General features: G+C 49.7%; 17 protein-coding genes. 8 read left to right on the forward strand and 9 right to left on the reverse strand.

Going from position 1 to position 21175, the window contains the following annotated elements; genetic code table 11:
• Positions 1-94 precede the first annotated feature (94 nt).
• Positions 95-2797: a DNA gyrase subunit A gene (gyrA, locus tag RM811_RS14920; protein ID WP_402525761.1), complete on the reverse strand. Its 2703-nt coding sequence runs from the start codon at positions 2795-2797 to the stop codon at positions 95-97.
• Between the two features lie 495 nt (positions 2798-3292).
• Here gyrA and ubiG point away from each other — a divergent pair, with 495 nt between their 5' ends.
• From ubiG to RM811_RS14940, 4 genes are all read left to right on the forward strand, one after another.
• Positions 3293-4006 (forward strand): bifunctional 2-polyprenyl-6-hydroxyphenol methylase/3-demethylubiquinol 3-O-methyltransferase UbiG, encoded by a 714-nt coding sequence (gene ubiG, locus RM811_RS14925; RefSeq protein WP_402525800.1) that lies wholly within the window; start codon positions 3293-3295, stop codon positions 4004-4006.
• A gap of 11 nt (positions 4007-4017) precedes the next feature.
• Positions 4018-4725, forward strand: a complete 708-nt coding sequence (locus RM811_RS14930) for an HAD family hydrolase (protein ID WP_402525763.1) — start codon at positions 4018-4020, stop codon at positions 4723-4725.
• A gap of 25 nt (positions 4726-4750) precedes the next feature.
• Positions 4751-5497 (forward strand): YciK family oxidoreductase, encoded by a 747-nt coding sequence (locus RM811_RS14935; RefSeq protein ID WP_402525765.1) that lies wholly within the window; start codon positions 4751-4753, stop codon positions 5495-5497.
• 185 nt (positions 5498-5682) lie between these two features.
• Positions 5683-7317 carry an HAD family acid phosphatase gene (locus RM811_RS14940; RefSeq protein WP_402525768.1) on the forward strand — a complete coding sequence of 545 codons (1635 nt, stop codon included), beginning with the start codon at positions 5683-5685 and terminating at the stop codon, positions 7315-7317.
• A 28-nt stretch (positions 7318-7345) separates the two neighbouring features.
• Here RM811_RS14940 and RM811_RS14945 read toward each other — a convergent pair whose 3' ends face one another.
• The 4 genes from RM811_RS14945 to cydD all read right to left on the reverse strand — a co-directional run bounded on the left by RM811_RS14945 (position 7346) and on the right by cydD (position 11454).
• A complete protein-coding gene (locus tag RM811_RS14945) occupies positions 7346-7639 on the reverse strand; it encodes a CcdB family protein (protein WP_402525770.1) in 294 nt (97 codons plus the stop codon).
• Positions 7623-7862, reverse strand: a complete 240-nt coding sequence (locus RM811_RS14950; protein ID WP_402525773.1) for a type II toxin-antitoxin system CcdA family antitoxin — start codon at positions 7860-7862, stop codon at positions 7623-7625. Before RM811_RS14950 ends, RM811_RS14945 begins: the two co-directional genes overlap by 17 nt.
• A 75-nt stretch (positions 7863-7937) precedes the next feature.
• Positions 7938-9641, reverse strand: coding sequence for a heme ABC transporter ATP-binding protein/permease CydC (gene cydC / locus RM811_RS14955; RefSeq protein WP_402525775.1), 1704 nt, complete (start codon positions 9639-9641; stop codon positions 7938-7940).
• Positions 9634-11454: a heme ABC transporter permease/ATP-binding protein CydD gene (cydD, locus tag RM811_RS14960; protein ID WP_402525777.1), complete on the reverse strand. Its 1821-nt coding sequence runs from the start codon at positions 11452-11454 to the stop codon at positions 9634-9636. The genes cydC and cydD overlap by 8 nt, the downstream gene beginning before the upstream one ends.
• A gap of 564 nt (positions 11455-12018) precedes the next feature.
• Between cydD and RM811_RS14965 the strand changes: the two genes are divergently transcribed.
• From RM811_RS14965 to RM811_RS14975, 3 genes are all read left to right on the forward strand, one after another.
• Positions 12019-13590, forward strand: coding sequence for a hypothetical protein (locus tag RM811_RS14965; RefSeq protein ID WP_402525780.1), 1572 nt, complete (start codon positions 12019-12021; stop codon positions 13588-13590).
• 234 nt (positions 13591-13824) lie between these two features.
• Positions 13825-14562 (forward strand): tRNA (cytosine(32)/uridine(32)-2'-O)-methyltransferase TrmJ, encoded by a 738-nt coding sequence (gene trmJ, locus RM811_RS14970; RefSeq protein WP_402525782.1) that lies wholly within the window; start codon positions 13825-13827, stop codon positions 14560-14562.
• Position 14563: 1 nt separating this feature from the next.
• The gene (locus tag RM811_RS14975; RefSeq protein WP_402525784.1) at positions 14564-15013 is read left to right on the forward strand and encodes a GNAT family N-acetyltransferase; all 450 of its coding nucleotides are present in this window, start codon (positions 14564-14566) and stop codon (positions 15011-15013) included.
• Here the strand turns inward: RM811_RS14975 and RM811_RS14980 are convergent.
• The gene (locus RM811_RS14980; protein WP_402525786.1) at positions 14987-15694 is read right to left on the reverse strand and encodes a pseudouridine synthase; all 708 of its coding nucleotides are present in this window, start codon (positions 15692-15694) and stop codon (positions 14987-14989) included. The genes RM811_RS14975 and RM811_RS14980 overlap by 27 nt on opposite strands.
• A gap of 240 nt (positions 15695-15934) precedes the next feature.
• On the opposite strand from RM811_RS14980, the gene RM811_RS14985 reads away from it, so the two are divergent.
• Entirely contained in the window at positions 15935-16246 is a 312-nt protein-coding gene (locus RM811_RS14985) for a hypothetical protein (RefSeq protein WP_402525789.1), read from the forward strand.
• A gap of 14 nt (positions 16247-16260) precedes the next feature.
• Here the strand turns inward: RM811_RS14985 and mazG are convergent, their stop codons facing one another.
• The 3 genes from mazG to rlmD all read right to left on the reverse strand — a co-directional run bounded on the left by mazG (position 16261) and on the right by rlmD (position 20821).
• Positions 16261-17073 carry a nucleoside triphosphate pyrophosphohydrolase gene (gene mazG, locus RM811_RS14990; protein WP_402525791.1) on the reverse strand — a complete coding sequence of 271 codons (813 nt, stop codon included), beginning with the start codon at positions 17071-17073 and terminating at the stop codon, positions 16261-16263.
• A gap of 95 nt (positions 17074-17168) precedes the next feature.
• Positions 17169-19418 carry a GTP diphosphokinase gene (relA, locus tag RM811_RS14995; RefSeq protein ID WP_402525793.1) on the reverse strand — a complete coding sequence of 750 codons (2250 nt, stop codon included), beginning with the start codon at positions 19416-19418 and terminating at the stop codon, positions 17169-17171.
• A 68-nt stretch (positions 19419-19486) separates the two neighbouring features.
• The gene (gene rlmD, locus RM811_RS15000) at positions 19487-20821 is read right to left on the reverse strand and encodes a 23S rRNA (uracil(1939)-C(5))-methyltransferase RlmD (protein ID WP_402525796.1); all 1335 of its coding nucleotides are present in this window, start codon (positions 20819-20821) and stop codon (positions 19487-19489) included.
• Positions 20822-21175: the final 354 nt, after the last annotated feature.

Below are 21175 nucleotides of genomic sequence, written 5' to 3' on the forward strand. Positions count from 1 at the left end.
GGTTCACTTCACCCGGATCATTACTGACAAAATACCCATAAAAAAACCATCAGGCGCAAAAACGCCAGCACGAGGCTGGCGTTAAATTAAACCATCAGGACTCTGTCGGCCCGTCATTATCAACAGGATCACCCTGATCCACAACCTGCTCAGCTTCACTGGCAACGTCTACGTCGCCACCGGGCTCGCCGTCAAGCGTTTCATCAAGCTCTCCATCAAGGTCTTCATCAAGGTCTTCATCAAGCTCTCCAACGAAACCCTCTGGAGTCTCCGGCTCTTCAACCCGGGCAACCCCCACCAGTTTTTCACCTTCAGAGACGCGAATCAGCGTTACGCCCTGGGTATTACGGCTAAGCGATGAAACCTCATCGACCCGCGTACGAACTAAAGTACCCTGATCGGAAATCAGCATGATTTCCTCGCCGCTCTTCACCTGGATAGCACCGACAATTTCACCATTCCGCTCGGTACACTGCATGGATATTACACCCTGCCCGCCCCGACTGGTTATACGGAATTCGTTAACGTCTGTACGCTTACCATAACCCTTGGCACTGGCGGTCAGAATCTGGGTATCATCCTCAGGAATAATCAGGGAGATAACCCGCTGACCTTCCGGCAACCTCATGCCACGCACGCCCCGGGCTGTACGTCCCATGGCGCGAACACCCGTCTCTTCGAAGCGAACGGCCTTACCACCATTGGACAGCAGCATCACCTGTTTCTCACCCGTGGTGATTTCAGCACCCACCAGCGTGTCGCCCTCATCCAGACCAAGAGCAATCAAGCCAGAAGAACGTGGGCGGGAGAATTGTTCCAGAGGCGTCTTCTTGACCGTACCTTTTACGGTGGCCATAAAGACAAAATGACCTTCCGTAAACTCTTCCACCGGCAGCATAGCGGTGATTTTCTCACCCTCTTCCAGTGGCAGAATGTTAACAATCGGCCGACCACGGGACGTTCTGCCTGCCTGAGGAATCTGGTAAACCTTCAGCCAGTAGACCTTACCCTTGCTGGAGAAACAGAGAATTCGGGTATGCGTATTGGCCACCAGCATGTGCTGAACGTAGTCTTCTTCCTTGACCGAAGCCGCCGACTTGCCACGCCCACCCCGCTTCTGAGCCTGATAGGTATCCAATGTTGTGGTCTTGGCGTAACCGCCACTGGACAGGGTGACCACCATATCTTCTATATCAATCAGGTCTTCAACGGTCAGGTCACGGCGGGAACTGGTAATTTCAGTACGACGTTCATCACCAAACTCTTCCCGAACCCGCTCAAGTTCTTCCTGAATAATTTCTTTCAGACGCTGTGAACTGGACAGGATAAGCATCAACTCAGCGATTTTCTCCAGCAACTCACGGTATTCAGACAGCAGCTTTTCATGTTCCAGACCAGTCAGACGATGCAGGCGCATTTCAAGAATCGCCTGAGCCTGAACGGGAGACAGATAGTAAAGCCCGTCCCTGAGTCCGTATTCTTCCGGCAACTCATCCGGACGACAGGCATCCGCACCGGCACGCTCCGCCATTTCCGTCATATGGCCTGGATTCCAGCCTTGAGCAATCAGCTTCTCTTTGGCTTCTGCCGGTGTTGGCGAATCCTTAATCAGCTGAATTACCGGATCAATATTGGACAGGGCAACCGCAAGCCCTTCCAGAATATGACCCCGCTCCCGGGCTTTACGAAGCTCATAAACAGTACGACGGGTCACCACCTCACGACGATGACGGATAAAGGCAGCAATAATTTCTTTCAGGTTTAACAGCTTTGGCTGGCCATCCTGCAGCGCCACCATGTTAATACCAAACACCGTTTCCATCTGGGTCTGGGCAAAAAGATTGTTCAATACGACTTCGGCGTTTTCACCGCGACGCAGTTCAATAACCACACGCAAGCCGTCTTTATCGGACTCATCACGCAGCTCTGAGATGCCTTCAATCTTCTTATCTTTTACCAGCTCGGCGATCTTTTCGATCAGGCGGGCCTTGTTAACCTGATAAGGCAATTCATTAACGATGATGGTGCTTTTATTGCGTTTCTCGTCATGTTCTATATCCGCTTTAGAGCGAATATAGATTCGACCCCGCCCCGTACGATAAGCCTGCAATATGCCAGCACGGCCATTGATCATGGCAGCGGTGGGGAAATCCGGACCGGGGATATATTCCATCAGATCATCAACGGTCAGCGTTTCATCGTCCAGCAATGCCAGACAACCGGTGACGACTTCTGTCAGGTTATGAGGGGGAATATTGGTGGCCATACCCACCGCAATGCCTGAGGAACCATTTACCAGCAGGTTCGGCACACGGGTAGGCATTACCGCAGGAATCAGCTCCGTGCCATCATAGTTGGGCACATAATCAACGGTTTCTTTATCAAGATCCGCCAGCAGCTGATGGGCGATCTTGTTCATGCGAATTTCGGTATAACGCATGGCCGCCGCAGAGTCACCATCAATGGAACCAAAGTTCCCCTGACCATCCACCAGCATATAACGCAGCGAGAAAGGCTGCGCCATACGAACAATGGTGTCATAAACAGCGGAATCACCATGGGGGTGATATTTACCGATAACATCACCGACGACACGGGCAGATTTCTTGTAGGGCTTGTTCCAATCGTTGCTCAGCACACTCATGGCGAACAGTACGCGCCGGTGTACGGGCTTCAGCCCATCGCGTACATCAGGCAATGCCCGACCAACGATGACACTCATGGCATAGTCCAGATAGGACTGCTTGAGCTCATCTTCAATATTTACCGGGAGAATCTCTTTGGCAATTTCAGTCATGGAAACCCAGTCGTCCTTTTGCTTACGGCCAACAGATTGGAGTCAGCATCCATTCCGGTTCTGTGGACCAGGATACCGATGTTGAAAAGTTCTTCTTTAATTTAGCGAGAAATACAGAAGAAGGCTCTCATTCAAGGCATCACTATTCATGGGATCACCAATAAGTGATCCATCAATAAAAGAGCGAGATTACCACAGTACACGCTGCAACCGCGAGAGATCTCTGGGATAAAACCACTACAACAATCCTCTTTGCGGCCTCTTGAAGACATAGACATACCCCCCTCCTTGATCAGAGAGCCTGACCAAAGCAGAGAATGAGAAGCGACTCTTGCGATCAGCTGCAATATTAAAGGTATAATCGCCTTATTCAGGAGGGTGTCCGGGAATAGACTGCCCTACTTCAGTACCAGCCTATTCCCGGCGCCCCCCTCTTAGCTGGCATTACCGCCTAAATCACACGCTTTCCTTAACGGATCAGAACGAATGCCCGAAATGCGCTCTGCACAAAATGTGGATCCTGGTGAAATCGCCAAGTTTGAAGAACTGGCCAGTCGATGGTGGGATCCGGACAGCGAGTTCCGGCCTCTGCATGAGATTAACCCGCTGCGCCTGAATTACATAGATGAGCGTGTTGGCCTTGCCGGCAAGCGTGTGGTTGATATTGGCTGCGGTGGCGGCATCCTGAGTGAATCAATGGCTCAGAGAGGCGCTGATGTTACCGGCATTGATATGGGTAAAGCACCTCTCTCCGTTGCTCGTCTGCACAGCATGGAAAGCGGCGTTGAAGTAAACTACCGCCAAATCACGGCCGAAGAGCTGGCAGAAGAGATGCCTGGCCAGTTTGATGTGGTCACCTGTCTGGAAATGCTGGAACATGTGCCCGATCCAGCGTCTGTTATTAAGGCCTGCAGCAAACTCCTGAAGCCCGGCGGGCAGGTCTTTTTCGCGACCATCAACCGAAACCCGAAATCATATCTCTTCGCTATTGTCGGCGCGGAATACCTGCTTGAATTGCTGCCCAAAGGCACTCACGAACACAGTAAATTTATCAAACCCAGTGAGCTATGCAGTGATATGAGAAAAGCAGACCTGGACGTTCATGATATGACGGGAATGACTTACAACCTGTTAACCAAAGTGTATCGACTCAATCCAAAGGATGTGGATGTCAACTATCTGATCTATGGATCAAAGCCCGCTAAATAAGAGTAATAATTATGAAAGCCATTGAAGGCGTTTTCTTCGATCTGGACGGCACCCTGCTAGACACCGCAGAAGACTTTGTGATCACGATAAATAAGATGCTGACCGAACACCAGCAACCTGAACTTGACGGTCATGTAATTCGACAGAATGTATCCGCCGGCTCGAGGGGATTGATGCAGCTGGCGTTTAAAATCCCCCCCGGAACAGAGCTTGAGCAGAAAAAAGCCCAGTTCCTGCAATACTATGACCTGCACATTCAGGATCACAACCGCTCAACCCTCTCTCAGCCCTACCCCGGCATTCTGCCACTGATCGACGAGCTGGAACGTCGCAACCTTGCCTGGGGCATCGTAACCAATAAGCCAAAGCCCTACGCCATTGCCCTGATTCGACAGGCCGGCCTGTTTGACAGAAGCCACTCCATTGTCTGCCCGGAAGATGTCAGAAACGCCAAGCCTGACCCGGAATCCCTGATCCTTGCCTGCAAACAAGCCAACTGCTCACCGGAAAACAGTGTCTATATCGGTGACCATATTCGTGATATTGAAGCAGGAAAAAGAGCCGGCATGGTGACTGTTGCTGCCCATTATGGTTATATCGCCGAGGGTGATAACCCTGAGCAATGGCAGGCAGATTTTAATATTGATAATGTCCAGCAGTTGCATAACTGGTTTGAGTCCCTTAACTGGGAAATGCCCAAAGACCGATCACCGGCCTGAAAGCAGCCTGATAAGGAGAAACATTATGTTTAAGTACCAGGCACCACAAGACCTGCTGAAAGGAAAGGTTATACTGGTGACCGGCGCTGGCAGCGGCATTGGCAGAGTCGCTGCACTCACTTATGCCCGTCACGGAGCCACCGTTATCCTGCTGGGACGCAACACTGAAAAGCTGGAAGCGGTTTATGATGAAATCGAACTCAACCAGTGGCCACAACCAGCCATCTACCCGCTGAACCTGGAAAGTGCTGGCGACTTCGATTACATCAACCTTGCGGAAACCATCGAGAATGAATTTGGTCAACTGGATGGCTTATTGCACAACGCCGGCCTGCTGGGAGAACTGAAACCCATCAGTCAGTTCCCCACAGAAACCTGGATGAAAATCATGCAGGTTAACCTGAACGCCGGTTTCATGATGACACGGGAGTTATTACCCCTGCTCCGACTTTCTGAAAAAGCATCGGTGGTTTTCACTTCATCCGGTGTTGGTCACAAAGGCAGGGCTCACTGGGGGGCTTATAGTGTGTCCAAGTTTGCTACCGAAGGATTAATGCAGATTGTGGCTGATGAAGAAGATGGCGTCAGTTCCGTCCGGGCCAATAGCATCAATCCTGGCGGCACTCGCACAACCATGAGAGCTTCCGCCTTTCCCGGTGAAGACCCTCAAACGCTGCCCACACCTGAAAACATTATGCCGGTTTATCTCTATCTGATGGGTGATGAGAGCCAGCATATCAATGGTCAGGCTTTTCATGCCCAAAAGCCCTGAAAGCGCATGCTGTACAAACCCTGATGATAAATCAGGGTTTTAAACGAAAGCCTTAACTCTTTTGTCAATAAAAAGGAACTTATTCATTAACAACCGAGAGCAAAGTCTTCCATAGACTTTCAATTTCATTGTCTATTCTGTACCGGCCAATTTAATCACAATCATAATGATGAGACCCGGACTCTATGGACAAGAAAATCTTAGCAGCTCTATTGCTTACACCTCTGCTTACGGCAAAATCATTCTTTGCCAACAGCTATGAACAACAAGACTTAAACAATGAAATAATTATTGCGGCTAATTGGCAACAACATTCTGGAGAATACGCCGCTTATTTTTACCAGGTTTTTAATAATGCAGAAGACCAGTTAAAACAGTCACTGAAAAACATTCCAAAAGGGAAAAAGCCTGCCATTATCACGGCGATTGATGACACCCTGATTGCCGGCACCGCCTATTTCAGCAGCATGGTTGATACCAGCGAAGCCCGAAGCATCGAACGATCGAGGTACTGGTGGAACCATCAGAAAGCAACCGCTCTTCCCGGTTCTGTCGAGTTTCTGAAAAAAGCCAGTGAGATGGGTGTAGCTATCTTTTATATCAGTGGTCGATTCAATGACGTAAAAACAATAACCCTCAACAAACTCAAAAAACTGGGCTATCCAGTCAGCAGTAAAAACCATCTTCTGCTTCAGGATGAAAATAACACAACCCTGAGCAAAGAAGATAAACGACACCATATTATCAGCATGGATTATCACCCGGTCATGCTTTTGGGCGACCAGCTGAACGACCTCGGAGAAGTTGACAGGGGATTATATCCGGTGAAAAAAAAATGGGTCAGTCGACATCAAAATAAATTTGGCAGCGAATGGTTTATTTTACCCAATACTGTCTACGGTTTTTGGGAAGAAGCACTTGCCAGTGACTACCGAACCCTCCACCCCGATGAAAAACATAATGCCAGAGTTCGGGCAGCCAATTACAAAGGCGTAACCTTACCCTCTCCCCCAGACTATCAGCAACAGATCATGATGGCCGACCTCTGGATCAGGAAGTCTGCGGATTTTAGTGCCATAGCCGTGCAAACATACAATCTGGCAACCCGGGCCCTTGAACGGTCTGAAAACAGACAGGCTGACAACCGGGCCATTATTGTCGACATTGATGGAACATTAATCGACTACCCCCCGATTCATTTAATACCGCCACTTTGCCAGACATTTACTGATCCCAAAGAAAAAATGGAGAGTTTCGAAAAACGGCCTGGCAGCTCTTCTATCCCGGGCGCCAGAGAGTTTCTAAATAAAGCAGCAGCACTGGGCTATGAGATCTTCTATTTAACGGCCAGGGAGCACTCATCCGGACGTCCCGGTCACGAAGGTGATATTGAAACCCTGACCCTGAAACAGCTAAGTTACAATGGTTTCCCTAAAGTGACAGAAAGCCATCTGCTCAACCGTTCAAAGTACTGTCCGGGGAGCAGGAAGAGTTGTGGTAAAGAGTATCAACGTAAAGCCATCATGACCGGAAAGATCAATGGCAAAAACTACGATGTAAGACTATACGTGGGTGACCTTCTGGATGACTTTGATCTTAAAGAACAGGGACTATCCCCTTTTGATAAATCATCGGTAGAAAAAACCAGAGACCAGTATGGAAGAAAATACTTTATTATTCCCAACCCGGTCAACAAGACCTGGATGTGGCACTTCTATTCGAAAGTAGCCGGGAAAGACATTTGCCAAATGAATGAGCAGGAACGCTCAGCGATTCGCAAAAGCCTGATAGAAGACTGGCCGGAAAAAAAACTCTATTAAGGGGGCCAGCACTAGCTAAACCGGCTATTTAAAATCCGGTAAATAGTAAATCCAGTGCTGACAGTAATGGCTCACGATACATAGTCAACTCACCGGAACGGGCTCGGAGCAGGTTAGATCGTATAGCTGCCAGTGCCGGCACATCCACCACCATTAACGCCCCGGAAAGCTCCACTTCCGGCATCAGCCCGGTCAGCGGCGTATTCACCTTTTCCTTAGGCAACAGCGGTGCAACCACGGTTGTCGCTGTTTCAGCAAAATTGTTTTGCAGCACAACGACCATCAAATTATCAAGCCGGTAAACGTCAAACTGATTTGCCATGCCACACCCCATACTGCTCACTGAATACCCCTTCCCGTTCAATCCGCTCATTGTATTCTGCCAATGCCTGACGGTTCTCTTCCCGCCACTTTTCTGCCCTGGCGGTTTTTACCGCCTTGCGGACCGACTGTTCAAACAATGCTGACAACGGGGGGATTGGCAGAGAGCGAGCCTCAGCCAGCAGGGCTTCATCAATGGTGACCGTAGTTCTTGTTTTCGTCATACTTACCTCCAATAACACCAAAAGTAAGTATAGCCAATATATACTCCTAATACACACAGCCACTCATAGAAAATCTCATAGCTCTGTTTTGACCCGTTTCATCAGACAACCATCTTCCATCCGATAGACCCGATCCATCCTTTCAAGAACCGTGGTTTTATGAGTAATCATAATGACGGTACTTTCCCTGAACTCGCTCAGTACTGTATCCAACAGTGCCTGTTCACTATGAATATCCAGGCCTTCACCCGGCTCATCCATTACCAGAACCGGCGCCGGTTTCAACATGGCCCGCGCGATAGCCAGACGACGCTGCTCGCCACCGGACAAAGCGATGCCACCCTGCCCCAGCCAGATATTCAGTAAATCACTCCCCTCTCCCCTTGCCGCTGCGAGCCTGTCCATGCCAGAACGATGAACAACATTCAAGAGTTCTTCATCGGTGGCCCGGGGAGCCGCCAATTGCAGATTCCCCCTTAATGTGGCACTGAACACATGGGTTTTCTGGGGCACAAAGGTTATTGCCTGATAGAGTTCCTGCTCCGAAAAATGTTGAAGATACTGACCATCCAGGCAGACCTGCCCGGAGAGAGGTTCCAACCCCCGGTTCAGCAATTTGATCAGGGTTGATTTACCACAACCGGTTTTTCCGAGAAGAGCTATGCGGCTCCCAGCCATGATCGTTAAAGTGAACTTATTAATGATCTTATGGCCATCACCATTACCTTCAAAATAGGCACAGGAAACATCCCTGAATTGAATCTCACCTTTTACCGAGTGACCAGAAGCTTTATCCGGAAAGACGACCGCTGGCGTCTTGACCACCTGACGCAAACGACTGGCAGCGTGCCGGGTATGGCTCAGAAACTGGAAAGCAACAGGCAGCGGCATCAACGCTTCAAAACTGGCCAGCATACCGAATACCATCATCACCATTACCGGACCACTGACCAGTCCGGCGCTCATTTCACCACTGCCAATATACAAAACCAGCAGCGCAGCAGCCCCTGAGCAGGAAACAAAGAGTGCAGAACCCAGCCCTTCCAGGGCAGCCATTCGGGACTGATCCCTTATCAGTTGATCTTCTGAATCGGCGATGGTTGCGCGACTGACTGAATCACTGCCGTATATCTGCTGTTCCGCCATCCCCTGCAAATAATCCAGTATCTGCTGGCGAAGGCGAGCCTGCCGGATGCCCATAGACTCACCGGCTTCCCGGCCCAACACATAGAAAAGCAATGGCATGGACAGAATCCACAGGCTCATTACCATAAGCACTACCATCGCCACAGCAGTACTGAAAAAAGACAGAAAGAATGAAAAAAGCAATGCCACGATCAGTGCCGACAACAGTGGACTGACCAGCCTCAGATACAGCTGATCCAGTGCGTCAATATCAGCCACCAGCCGATCCAGTAACTCACCCTTTCGGTATTGCCCCAGTTGCTCCTGAGAAACAGGAATCAGTTTGCTGAAAAACCAGCTGCGTAATCCTGACAGCAGACGGAAAGTAGCATCATGACTTATCAGGCGCTCAGCATAACGGGCCGCGGTGCGGACAATGGAAAATCCCCGGACTCCGGCACCCGGCGTAAAAAAGTTAAAGGTCTGCGCTGCCGTTAAAGTAAGACCGGCAATGGCGGTGGCCGAAATAAACCAGCCCGAAAGGGAGAGCAGACTGAGGCTGGCCAGCAACGTGATAATGGCAAGGACAATCCCCAGTGACAACATACTCAGGTGTTGCCGGTATAATTTCAGAAAAGGCCAGAGGTCATTCATTATCCAGGCTCCCTGCATTTCGATCACCGTGCATACGGATAAACTGCTGGTACTCAGGACTTTCCTTAGCCAGCGAGGAGGGTGAACCATTGGCAACCAATCGACCATTTTCCAGCATCAATATCTGATCCATGGCATTAAGTTGATTGATTCGATGGGTAATGGTAATCACCGTACAATCCTTCGAAATAGCACTGAGCGCGTCCAGCACCAGTGTTTCGCTGGCGGCATCGAGACTGGCCGTTGGTTCATCCAGAATCAATAGCCGAACCGGCATGACCAGGGCTCGTGCCAGTGCAACTCTCTGGGCCTGACCCACAGAAAGGTTTCCGCCCTGTTCCTGCAATGGGCTATCCAGGCCATCGGGGAGTCTGTCAAGAATATCCATTCCCTGTGCCCTGGCCAGAGCCTCCAGACATTGCTCACGGGACACCGGCCGACCAAAGGCAATATTGTCATAGACTGAGCCATGAATAATCAGAGGATGCTGCCCCAGCCAGGCAATCTCTTTTCGCCAGCTATCAAGATCGGTATCTGCAAGGGATTGACCCGCCACCCGAATCTCGCCCTGATAATTCCAGAAACCCATCAGGGTATTGACCAGTGTCGTTTTACCGGCACCACTGCTACCAATGATGCCAACCCGACTGCCCGCATCAATCGTAAACGACAGTTGATCCAGCAATAGCTGTTCCTTATGTTCAAGAAGATCTTCGTCCACTGATTTAGCAGTGCTTTTTACCCTGGCAGTGACCGATAGCATTTTCGCATCAATAGTTAGCGGAGACGTTGCAGGGAACATCAACTTTCCCCGATGAGCTTCTGGCTCCTCACGGGAAAGAATGTCCAGAATTTCTTCTGTCGCACCTACCGCCTTAGCCTTGGCATGGTAATAAGTTCCCAGCTCCCGCAGAGGCTGGTAATACTCGGGAGCCAGCAGTAACAGGAAAAGACCGGTATATAGCGTCACCTCGCCACCGAAGGTGAGATGCCCCAGAAAACTCATTCCCAGGAATACCGCCACCATGGCAATGGAAACAGAGGCAAAAAATTCCAGCACCGTTGATGAGAGAAAGGCCATGCGTAAAACCTGCATGGTTTTTATCCGGAAGTCTTCACTGGCATCCACCAGCTGTTCTTCTGCAAATCGGGTACGCTGAAACAGTCTTAACGTTTCCAACCCCTGCAGCCGGTCAAGGAAAAAACCGCCCAGACGTGAAAGCGACTGAAAATTTCTGCGATTCGCCTCAGCCGCCCTGGTACCCACAAGAATCATAAAGATCGGAATCAGCGGTGCTGTTCCCAGAAAAATAATCCCTACTACCCAGCTTTCAGGAAAGGCAACAACAAGCATGATCACAGGAATCGTCACTGCAAGAACCATCTGAGGAAGATATTTGGCAACAAACTCCTGCAGCTCTTCTACCTGTTCAACGGCAATGGCAGACCAGCTACCCGCCGGTTTTTCCCCAATAACCAGAGGTCCCAGCCGTCTCAGTTTATCCAGAAGCAGTTTTCGCACCTCAACCCGAACACTCGCTCCCGCCCTGAACCCACAAAACTCACGCCCCCAGGCACAGGCACCGCGAATAAGTACCAGTAACAGTATCCAGAAAAAATCATCGGTTAACATTTCCCTGCTGGTATTTTCCATCACCAGACGGTGAATCATGCTGGCCATAATAGAAGCCTGCACAATCAAAAAAATTCCACTGAGCAAACCAAGGGTCATTGAGATCAACAGCCAATGCCGGGCCGGTTTTATCTGCCGTAATAACCATCGATAGCCCTGCTTTTGCGTAGTTTGACTCATGCTTTATTGATTTCCCGGACTGCTTACCTGAGGAGCGCATTGTACATAAGTTGATGGGGGCTCACTACGAACAGTCCCCGGAACATCCTTCAGGCAATGCACAGCCCCGAAAATGCACAGCCCGAAAAAGTTTTCGCTAAAGGTCTTAAATGCCGATTTATACCACTGCCGTCTTTCCCGCGAAGGAGGCTGTGGCAAAACTCAAAAACTGCTTCCAATCTGTGCAGGTCGGTTCCCCGTTCAGGGGGACCCGAGGACTCGAGAGCCTTAAAGGCCAGAAAGCCGACGGTCTTTGGTATTGAGTGGTGCACGGCGGTTGGTTCGGGTGTCGGCTTTTATGCCCTTCGGGTACGCAAGCGAACCGACCTGCGTCGAGACCGCTTTTCTGCCTTTTGCGACAACCTCCGAATGGCGCAGGGCTACAAGTCTGGTGAGGGGATCATAATCATCGGTGGTGCTGAAGCTGCCAGACAGCAGGGTCAATACTTATCAGGAACTTAATAATATGCCAGTTGTCCAATCGGGAGCGACTCAGATCACTAATTTTCATAACCGGTTTTTTTTATGATAACCAATAAAAAGCAGGCCACTCTCGATCAGCCATTGCCTCAACCCCAGTCCCCCCCAGTTCAATCAAATAACCGATTTGTCTATGCCGTCAAACGTTCCCCATCCGGGAACAAACAACCGTCCATCAACGGGGAAAGGACTCAACTGCGGCAAAACATAAACTCCAGAAATATTGGTAAAACCGACCCAGATCACCCCGACAAGCCCTCCTCCGAAGCCTGCCCTTCAGCGGTTATCAACAGAACCGACCAATGTCCCCCTCCCCCTGAGACAAAGCTCACGAAAAGCGAAGCAAAGCAAGTGTTCGAAGCGAATATGAAAAATCTGCAACGGCCCCTGGACCTGAATAAAACCAATGATCTGGCGGAACAGCTGGAAAGTCTTGCCAGCCGAACCACCGGTGAACTCAGGAGATTTATCCAGTCAATGGAAACAGCAAGAGGGCTGAAAAAACGAAACATACTGCAGGAACGCTCACTGATGCAACAGGACTTTTATCCCCTTTACCTGGCGCTGGCCATCAGGCGTTACCAGAATCCGGGTCTGGTGAATTTTACCAGCCATTTGTTGTTCAACACCCCGGTCAGGGAAACTATTGACCGCCCCCTGCTATCGGCAATACTGACCCTGTGTGAGCGGTACCCCGGCATCACCATTGGCAAAATGCTGGAACAGGCGAACAACCGCAGGCAACTGGCGATACAAAAAGACACCGGTGATAAGGATATCCGGACTTTTCTTAACCATGCCGCTAATGACTACCGCAAAAAGTCTGACAATGGGAAGAGTTGCGGTACACCGGACGCAAGAGGTGCGCTGGCGGTGTGTGTTGTGTGTGCTGTAATATCGAGTAGTAGTGGTACTTGTCGCAGCGACTTGGAATGCAGACAAAGCCGCGTTAAAGGTGCCTCCAAAACCTACTGCACCAATACCTTCTGCGAAAGCTGTAGTATATATTGTGACAATCACTCGATTCATTATGATACAGAAAAGTGTAATAATAGATGCCCTCAAATGATTGACGATGCTTGTTCAAATAGATGCGATTTTATTGAAGGTGTATACTGCGAACCCGAAGCTATCACTTGTGAATCCTGTGATATAATCTGCAAACTCTGGTCGCCAAAATATAATGCCACCGCATGTTTTAGCCCCGGTACTTGTCCAGAATATCGCTTCAAGGATCGCCCAGCCGTGCAAAAGAGTACCACACCAGCACAGGCCACCGGCACCTTCACAGAATTAACAGAAAGCACCGCAAAAACCGTTAGCGAAGCTGGCGAGCAATTGCTACCTCCCTACTCCAACTCCTCCGATAACAGCCTGAATCAGGCAGTGGCCGTAGGGGCAGGTTGTCTGGCGGTGGTTTTCGCGCTTGGCTATTACGCTTTCAGCCTGAAAAATAACCGGGCAATCCTGCGCTCCGAAGGGGTTCTGCCCTGGCTGGCCTCACCACTGAACCGCCGTCAGGGAGGCAGGGAAAGTAACCAGCCGTCCGTCGCCAATTACGACCCGGTCGCCAGCCTGGAGACAGGGACCGCTGCCGGGGAAGAAAGCAATCTCTGATTCCCGGCCGTCAAACCATGTCAGTGAATATGCCGGTGAACAATGGATCGCTCTAAAACCGGCATTATCCTGGCCAGCCGGGTTCCGCGATGCTGCCATTCAAAATATACAATGCCACTTTCCTTAAACAAAAACCGCCAGTGATCAACTGGTTTTCAGGGTCATAACTCCCTTATAATCCGGTGCTGAAACAAAAGTGTTTCATCTATACCACCGGGCAAGCCATGGGTCGTTATGCTCCAGAATATTCGCATTATCCTTATCAATACTTTCCACCCCGGCAATATAGGCTCCGCAGCCAGGGCCATGAAAACCATGGGACTGATTGACCTCTGCCTGGTGAGCCCCAAGCGCTTTCCTGCATCCGAGGCCAACTCTATGGCGGCAGGCGCACTTGATGTGCTTGAAAAAGCCCGGCTGTTCGACACACTCGATGAAGCCATTGCTGACTGCTCTTTAGTGATAGGCACCAGCGCCAGAACCCGGACCCACTCTTTCTCACGCCCCATGCTGTCAGCTGAACAATGCGCCGCCCAGCTCTTGTCAGAGTCCCGGCAATCTCCGGTTGCGCTGGTCTTTGGTCAGGAAACCATGGGACTGACCAATAGCGAACTGGAAAAGTGCCATTTCCACACCAGCATTGATGCCAATCCGGACTACCCTGTGCTGAATGTGGCTTCAGCAATCCAGATTCTTTGTTATGAAATCCACAAGGCCTCTCTTAAAAGCGACTGCGCTGACAACAATGAGAAACCAGAGCAGGAATACCCTCTCATCAAGGAGCTTGAGCTTTTCTACGAACATCTGGAAACCACACTGACGGATATCGACTTTATTATTCAGCAACACCCCGGACTGGTCATGACCCGACTGCGACGCTTTTTTAACCGTGCCCGTCCTGAAGTAAAAGAGCTTAATATGTTGCGTGGAATTCTCGTTGCAGCCCAGAAAACGGCGAAAAAGAATAGCTGATATGACCGAATCAGCCACCTTCTCAGTGGCAGAGCTTGATCATCTGGCTTTCCCCCTGGTAAACCGTTTTTTCAAGGAAAATGGCCACAAAGGTAAGGCCAGAGGTGGTGAGCGAGCCTGGATTGCCCGGAACGAACAGGGCGTGATTGTGGCTGGACTGAGAGCCAGCCCAAAATCCGCTGGTTATTTATTGAGAAGTGTCTGGGTGTCCGGCAATGCCCGAAGACAGGGTATTGGCTCACGACTTCTCAACCAAACCATGAAGGACATGAAGAGTCTGGCATCAGCAACCTGTTGGTGCTACCCGTACTCTCACCTTGAAACCTTCTATCGTAGAGCAGGCTTCATATTTCCGGAAATTGAAAGCATTCCGTCTGATATCCTGCAGCCTTATCAGCGATATCAACAACAGGGGCAGGATTTTCTATTGATGGCCCGCTTCCCTCAGTAATACAGCAACCTCATCCTCCTTAAGCTCCCGGTGTTTATTGAGCGCCAGCTCACCCAGCTGCAAATTGACCATACGAATGCGCTGAAGGTCCATAACCCGATACCCCAGACTCTGAGACATCCGGCGTATTTGACGGTTAAGCCCCTGAGTCAGAGTGATCTTGAACCACTCGTCTTCTACTTTCCTGATACGGCAGGGCTTTGTAGTAATTTTTCCATACTGCACACCTGCGGCCATGGCTACTAAAAAAGCTTCAGAAAAAGGCCTGTCGACACGAACCAGATACTCTTTCTCATGATAAAAATCCGGATGCATCAGCTTCTGGCATAACTCACCATGGTTTGTTAACAGCATCAAACCATGGGAGTCCTTATCCAGCCTGCCAACCGGGAAAACACGACGATTATCCTTCAGATCAGGTAAATAATGCACAATACTGGCGGAATCTTCAAAATCACAAACCGAGTCAACCCCCACCGACTTGTTATACAGAAAATAGACTTTTTCAATGCCTGCCTGTATTTCCTGACCGCTTACAAGTACACAATCACCGTCTTTTATACGGTCGATATGCAACCCTTGCCGCCCATTCACCAGAACACAGCCACTTTCAATAAGCCGGGAAGCCTGCCGTCTTGAACAGATACCAGCATCAGCAATATATTTTGACAGGCGAATCATTGCACTCAGTGACCGACTATTGGCCAGCAGTGAAAAAGTCGAACAACAAAAATAAAAACTTCACAGAATTTTTAACAACCACATCAAGCACCATGTTGTAGAATAAGCTTACTCAATGCCTTTTCTTTTCAAGAAGATCAGGCATTGCTTCTATTATAGAACTTTGATGAATCGCCAAAAGATAATACAAAGGATCGGATAGAGACTGGAGATTACAACCTTATCATCCGGGGTAGCTTTATGAGCTCTATTCTACCCGAACTTGTCATACCTGCAGATCAAGTTGTTCCTGACATTTCAGTACCCGAACAAAAACCAGTAGTAAAATTCAATGGCATGAAAATAACCCTGTCTGAAACTGAAATAACTTATATTCAACTGAGTCTTGCTGACACAACTTCAACCGATGACAGTACTAGCGAACTTGCAAGAGTACATAATGATCAAATCATCGAAGCATTTAGTAAAATAAACACAGCGCTTGTGAAAATGAATATTAAACCAATTGTGCTTTGCATGGATGCCCCTCCTTCCGGGGGGGCCAATTCATAAAGCAGAATCAAACCTCAACTGGCACCCTTACTCTGCTGCCAGTAGTTTTCCATCTCCTCAAGTGTCAGCTGCTCAAACACCTGACCATTGGTTGAGGAAAGCACTTCCATTTTACGAAAGCGCCCATCAAATTTATGACATGCCTTGCGCAAGGCCATATCCGCATCAACGCCAAGATGACGGGCAAGATTGACACAGGCAAATAGAAGATCCCCTACTTCCTCAGAGATTCGCTCCTGGCCCTCATCTCTTGCTTCGCGGATTTCATCCAGCTCTTCATAAATCTTGTCAAATACCGGTTCGGCTTCAGGCCAGTCAAAACCAACTCTTGCGGCTGCAGCCTGAATTTTTTCTGCTCGCTGTAATGTTGGTAATGTTCTGGGCAAATCATCAGGCATGGCAGAGTCAGACTTTTTTTGTCCTTTTTGCTTTTTTTCCTCTGCCTTTATTTCCTGCCACTTCTGTTTGACTTGTTCGGGTGAGAGTTTTTCCTGAGAAGAAAACGACTCGAGACTACCGTCGGGAAATACATGGGGGTGCCGGCGAATCAGTTTCGCCAGAAGCTCCTGACTGATGTCAGTAAAGTCAAAGTGCCCGGCTTCCTCAGCCATTCGTGCATGGAAAACAACCTGAAATAACAGGTCTCCCAGCTCTTCTCTGAGATTATCGTAATCTTCCCGTTCAATCGCTTCAGCGACCTCACTGGCCTCTTCCAGAGTGTAAGGCGCAATAGTGGCAAAAGTCTGTTTAAGATCCCAAGGACAGCCATGTTCAGTATCCCTGAGCCTGGCCATCAGCGTAATAAGGTCATCAATGGAATGGGGCAATTCAATCTCCTTAAGACCGCTACCCGCGGCCCGTTACCCGAAAAAGATAAGACGGGCTTTTTCGGGTAACGGGGGGCGGGCAACGGGAAGCGAGATCAACTCATCTTCCGGTGCCTGACGGCATCAATGACATTGGGCAACTGGCTGATTCTTGCCAGAATACGTCCCAGGCTGTCGAGGCCGGGAACCTCCATGGTCAGCAGCATACTGGCGAGGAGCTCTTCCTTACTGGTACGAGTCTGTATGGAGAGCACATTGACCTTATCGTTGGCCAGCACCACCGTTATATCCCTGAGCAGACCCGGGCGATCATAGGCGGTAATCATAACGTCCACAGCATAACTGTACTCAGGTTTCGAACCCCAGTTAACCTCAATCAGCCGTTCCGGCTCACGACTTCGCAAATTGAGCGCCGTATTACAGTCTTCACGATGAATCGTCACACCACGGCCCACGGTAATGTAGCCAACAATCTGATCACCCGGCACCGGCTGACAACAACCGGCCATCTGCGTCAACAGGTTACCGACGCCATCAATATTGATGGTGCTGTCTGATAGTCTCTCCTGTTGCGGTTTGGTACGAATCTCAAAAGATTTTTCTTCTTCCGGTGCTACCTGTTTCTGAGCCAGCGAGACCACATGACGAAGCTTTATGTCACCGGCACCAATCCCGGCAAACATATCGTCCGGAGAAAGACAGTTGACCGCCTGAGCAATCTCACTGTAGTTGACGCCATGTAACGCCTGTCGTTTTATTTCTATCTCCAGAAGGCTCTGGCCGTCAACAATATTGGCATCGCGATCCTGTTTCTTGAACCAGCTGGTTATTTTCGCCCTGGCCCGACTGGTAATGACATACCCCAGATCCGGGTTAAGCCAGTCGCGGCTCGGGCGGGCATTGGGGGCGGTTAGAATTTCCACCTGATCCCCCGTCTTCAGCTTATGGTTCAACGGCACAATACGTCCGGCGACTTTGGCTCCCCGGCATCGACTACCCACTTCAGAGTGGATACGGTAGGCAAAATCAATGGGCGTCGCACCCACAGACAGGTCAACCACATGGCCATCTTTGGTGAAAACATAAATACGATCCGGTTCTACATCCGCGCGCCACTGGCCGCCCAGCTCACCAAGATCGCCAAGATCTTCATGCCACTCCATAACCTGACGCAGCCAGGATATTTTTTCTTCATAGCTATCGCTACTGCTATTAACGTCGGTGCCCTTGTATTTCCAGTGAGCACAAACCCCAAGCTCCGCTTCTTCGTGCATATCATGGGTTCGAATCTGCACTTCCAGTGTCTTGCCATCCGGCCCGAATACAGCCGTGTGCAGGGAGCGATAACCATTTTCTTTAGGCGTGGCAATATAATCATCAAACTCTTTCGGGATGTGATTCCATAAGGAATGAACCACCCCCAGAGCTGCATAACAATCACGGACTTCATGGGTAAGAATACGGACAGCGCGAATATCGTAGAGATCACGGAAATCAACATTCTTCCGCTTCATCTTGCGCCAGATACTGTAAATATGTTTAACCCGACCGTTCACATCACCTTCGACGTCAGTTTCAGACAGTGATGATTTCAGTGCATCCACGACATCGGTAATGTATTGCTGACGATCGAGCCGTTTGCCATCCAGCAGCCTGGCAATTTTCTTATAGTCATGGGGCTTAAGATAACGAAATGAGAGGTCTTCCAGCTCCCACTTGATATAACCGATACCCAGTCGGTGAGCCAATGGCGCGTAGATTTCAAACACTTCCCGGGCGACTCGCTGCCGCTTCTCTTTACTGGCATGCTGAACCGCTCGAATGGCGCAGGTTCGTTCCGCCAGTTTGATCAACGCGACACGAACATCATCAATGATGGAAACCAGCATCTTGCGGATCTTTTCCAGCTGATCCTGCTGATGATCCAACACCTGCTTCCTGGGATTCTGGATATTACTGATGGCAGCCATACCCTGAACGTCCTGAATCAGTCCAGCCACCACCTTGCCAAAGTTTTCTTCGACCTGGGCAAGCGGCAGTTTGGCTTCACGGACGGCTCGGTAGAGAACAGCAGCAACCAGGGTATCCATATCCAGTTTCAGCTCTGACAGGATTTCCGCCATTTCCAGTCCGGTACGGAAACAACCTTGCCCCGCTGGCCAGACGGTGTCATCAGATGAACTTTGCTTCATGGCCAGCAGCTCGGCCTGACAGACCAGTTCACAGGCCTCTCTCAGGCTATCCGTATCACCGACACCATAACGTTCCTGAAGGCGATTCAGCCAGGCACCCAAATCGACACTGCCGTCATAGTGCTGAGGCTGATCCTCTCTAACCTTGACCATCTATTCCATTCCGTCTCTTTCTTTAAAATAGGGCAGTTATTACCGGAGAGTTCTCTACCGGCCAGGTGCTACCTTATGAAAAGCGCCATGGATTCCACATGAGAAGTTTGTGGAAACATGTCCATTACACTCAGGCGGTGCAACTTGAAACCACTGGACGCAAGGATACCTGCATCTCTTGCCAATGTCGCCGGATTGCAGGAAATATACAACAACCGGTCAGGCAATAACCTACTGAGTTGGCCAATCATAAAATCGGCACCGGCTCTTGGCGGATCCAGCACCACAATATCGTAACGTTCTCTGGCCCAGGATTCTGAACTGAAATCACTGGACAGGTCAGTCCGATAAAAACTCACATTATCAAAACCATTCAGCTCTGCATTTCTGACCGCCTGATCCACTGAACTCTGCGAACCTTCTATCCCGGTAACATGCCCTGATTTTCGGGCCAACGGCAGAGAAAAGTTACCCAATCCACAGAACAGGTCGAGGATTTTATCTGAAGGCTTTGGGTTGAGCCATTCAATGGCCTGATCAACCATCGACTGATTTATCGTCCAGTTAACCTGAGTAAAATCCTGGGGCCGGAAGTACAGCTTCAGGCCAGATGATGGCAAGAGATAATAGAGCGCTTCATGCCCTTTCTCATCAGAAACAACCGGATAGAAAGGATCAATCCTTTCAGGGCTACCCTGCAGATAAAGAAACAGCTGGTGAGAAGCCGCAAATTCCCTGAGTAGTTCCTGATCCCCTGTAGACAGGGGGCGGATATGACGCAACAGTAACCCGCGGCCATTCTCTGCAAGAAAACACTCTGCATGGGAAATGGCTTCACGGCTTTTCAGCGTTGGCAGAAATGACTTGAGAAGCCCGGGGATTTCCCGTAAAGGTTCTGCCAGTACCGGACAGTGGTCAATAACACAAATGGCATTGTTGGATTTTTCACGAAAGCCCAGCTGCAAATTTCCTTTTTTCCAGCGTATGGCAAAACGACAACGGTACCGGTATCCATAAGGGGGTGAAACCAGAGGCTCATCAAGGTGCTCAGGTGCTATATTGGCAAAACGCCGCAGCTGATCGAGGACAATTTCCTGCTTACTGCTGAGCTGTCCTTCGTGAGACCAGTATTGCAGAGCGCAACCGCCGCACTGGCGAAAATGCCTGCACTCGGGCTCACAACGTTCAGGAGAGGCTGTCAGTATTTCTCTGGCGCGGGCATTCATAAAACGCCGCTTATCTTCAGTCACCTGAACACGTACGACTTCATCAGGCAATGCGCCATCAACAAACAGGATTTTCCCCTTGTGACGGGCAATCCCACGGCCATCATGGGAGAGCCTCTCAATACGCACATCCTCATTCAGGAAAAATGGATTTGAGGCAGCACGTTTAAAGCGCATAATTAACGTCCAACATTTTCTACTTTTACTTTAAAGCGCCTATTCTAGCTTGGATACCTGTCACAAAAAACTCGCGATCTGAATCCATTTATAGAAATTTCAATACTTTACAAAAATGAACTCGTAACCGTCATCCCCGCGAAGGCGGGGATCCACTGCTCGAGATAGACTCCCACTCTCGAGATGGATTCCCGCCTTCGAGGCTGTCGCAAAACCCTCCTTCGCGGGAAAGACAGCAGCGGTACAAATCGGCATTTGAGACCTTTTGCAACACCCTTCTTCGCGGGGATGACGGAAAGCTGATATTTTCTACAACGCCTCTTCCATTATTGAGGATCAAAAACACCCGTCGAA

This window comes from Endozoicomonas sp. (assembly GCF_031844845.1).
Taxonomy (GTDB): Bacteria; Pseudomonadota; Gammaproteobacteria; order Pseudomonadales; family Endozoicomonadaceae; genus Endozoicomonas.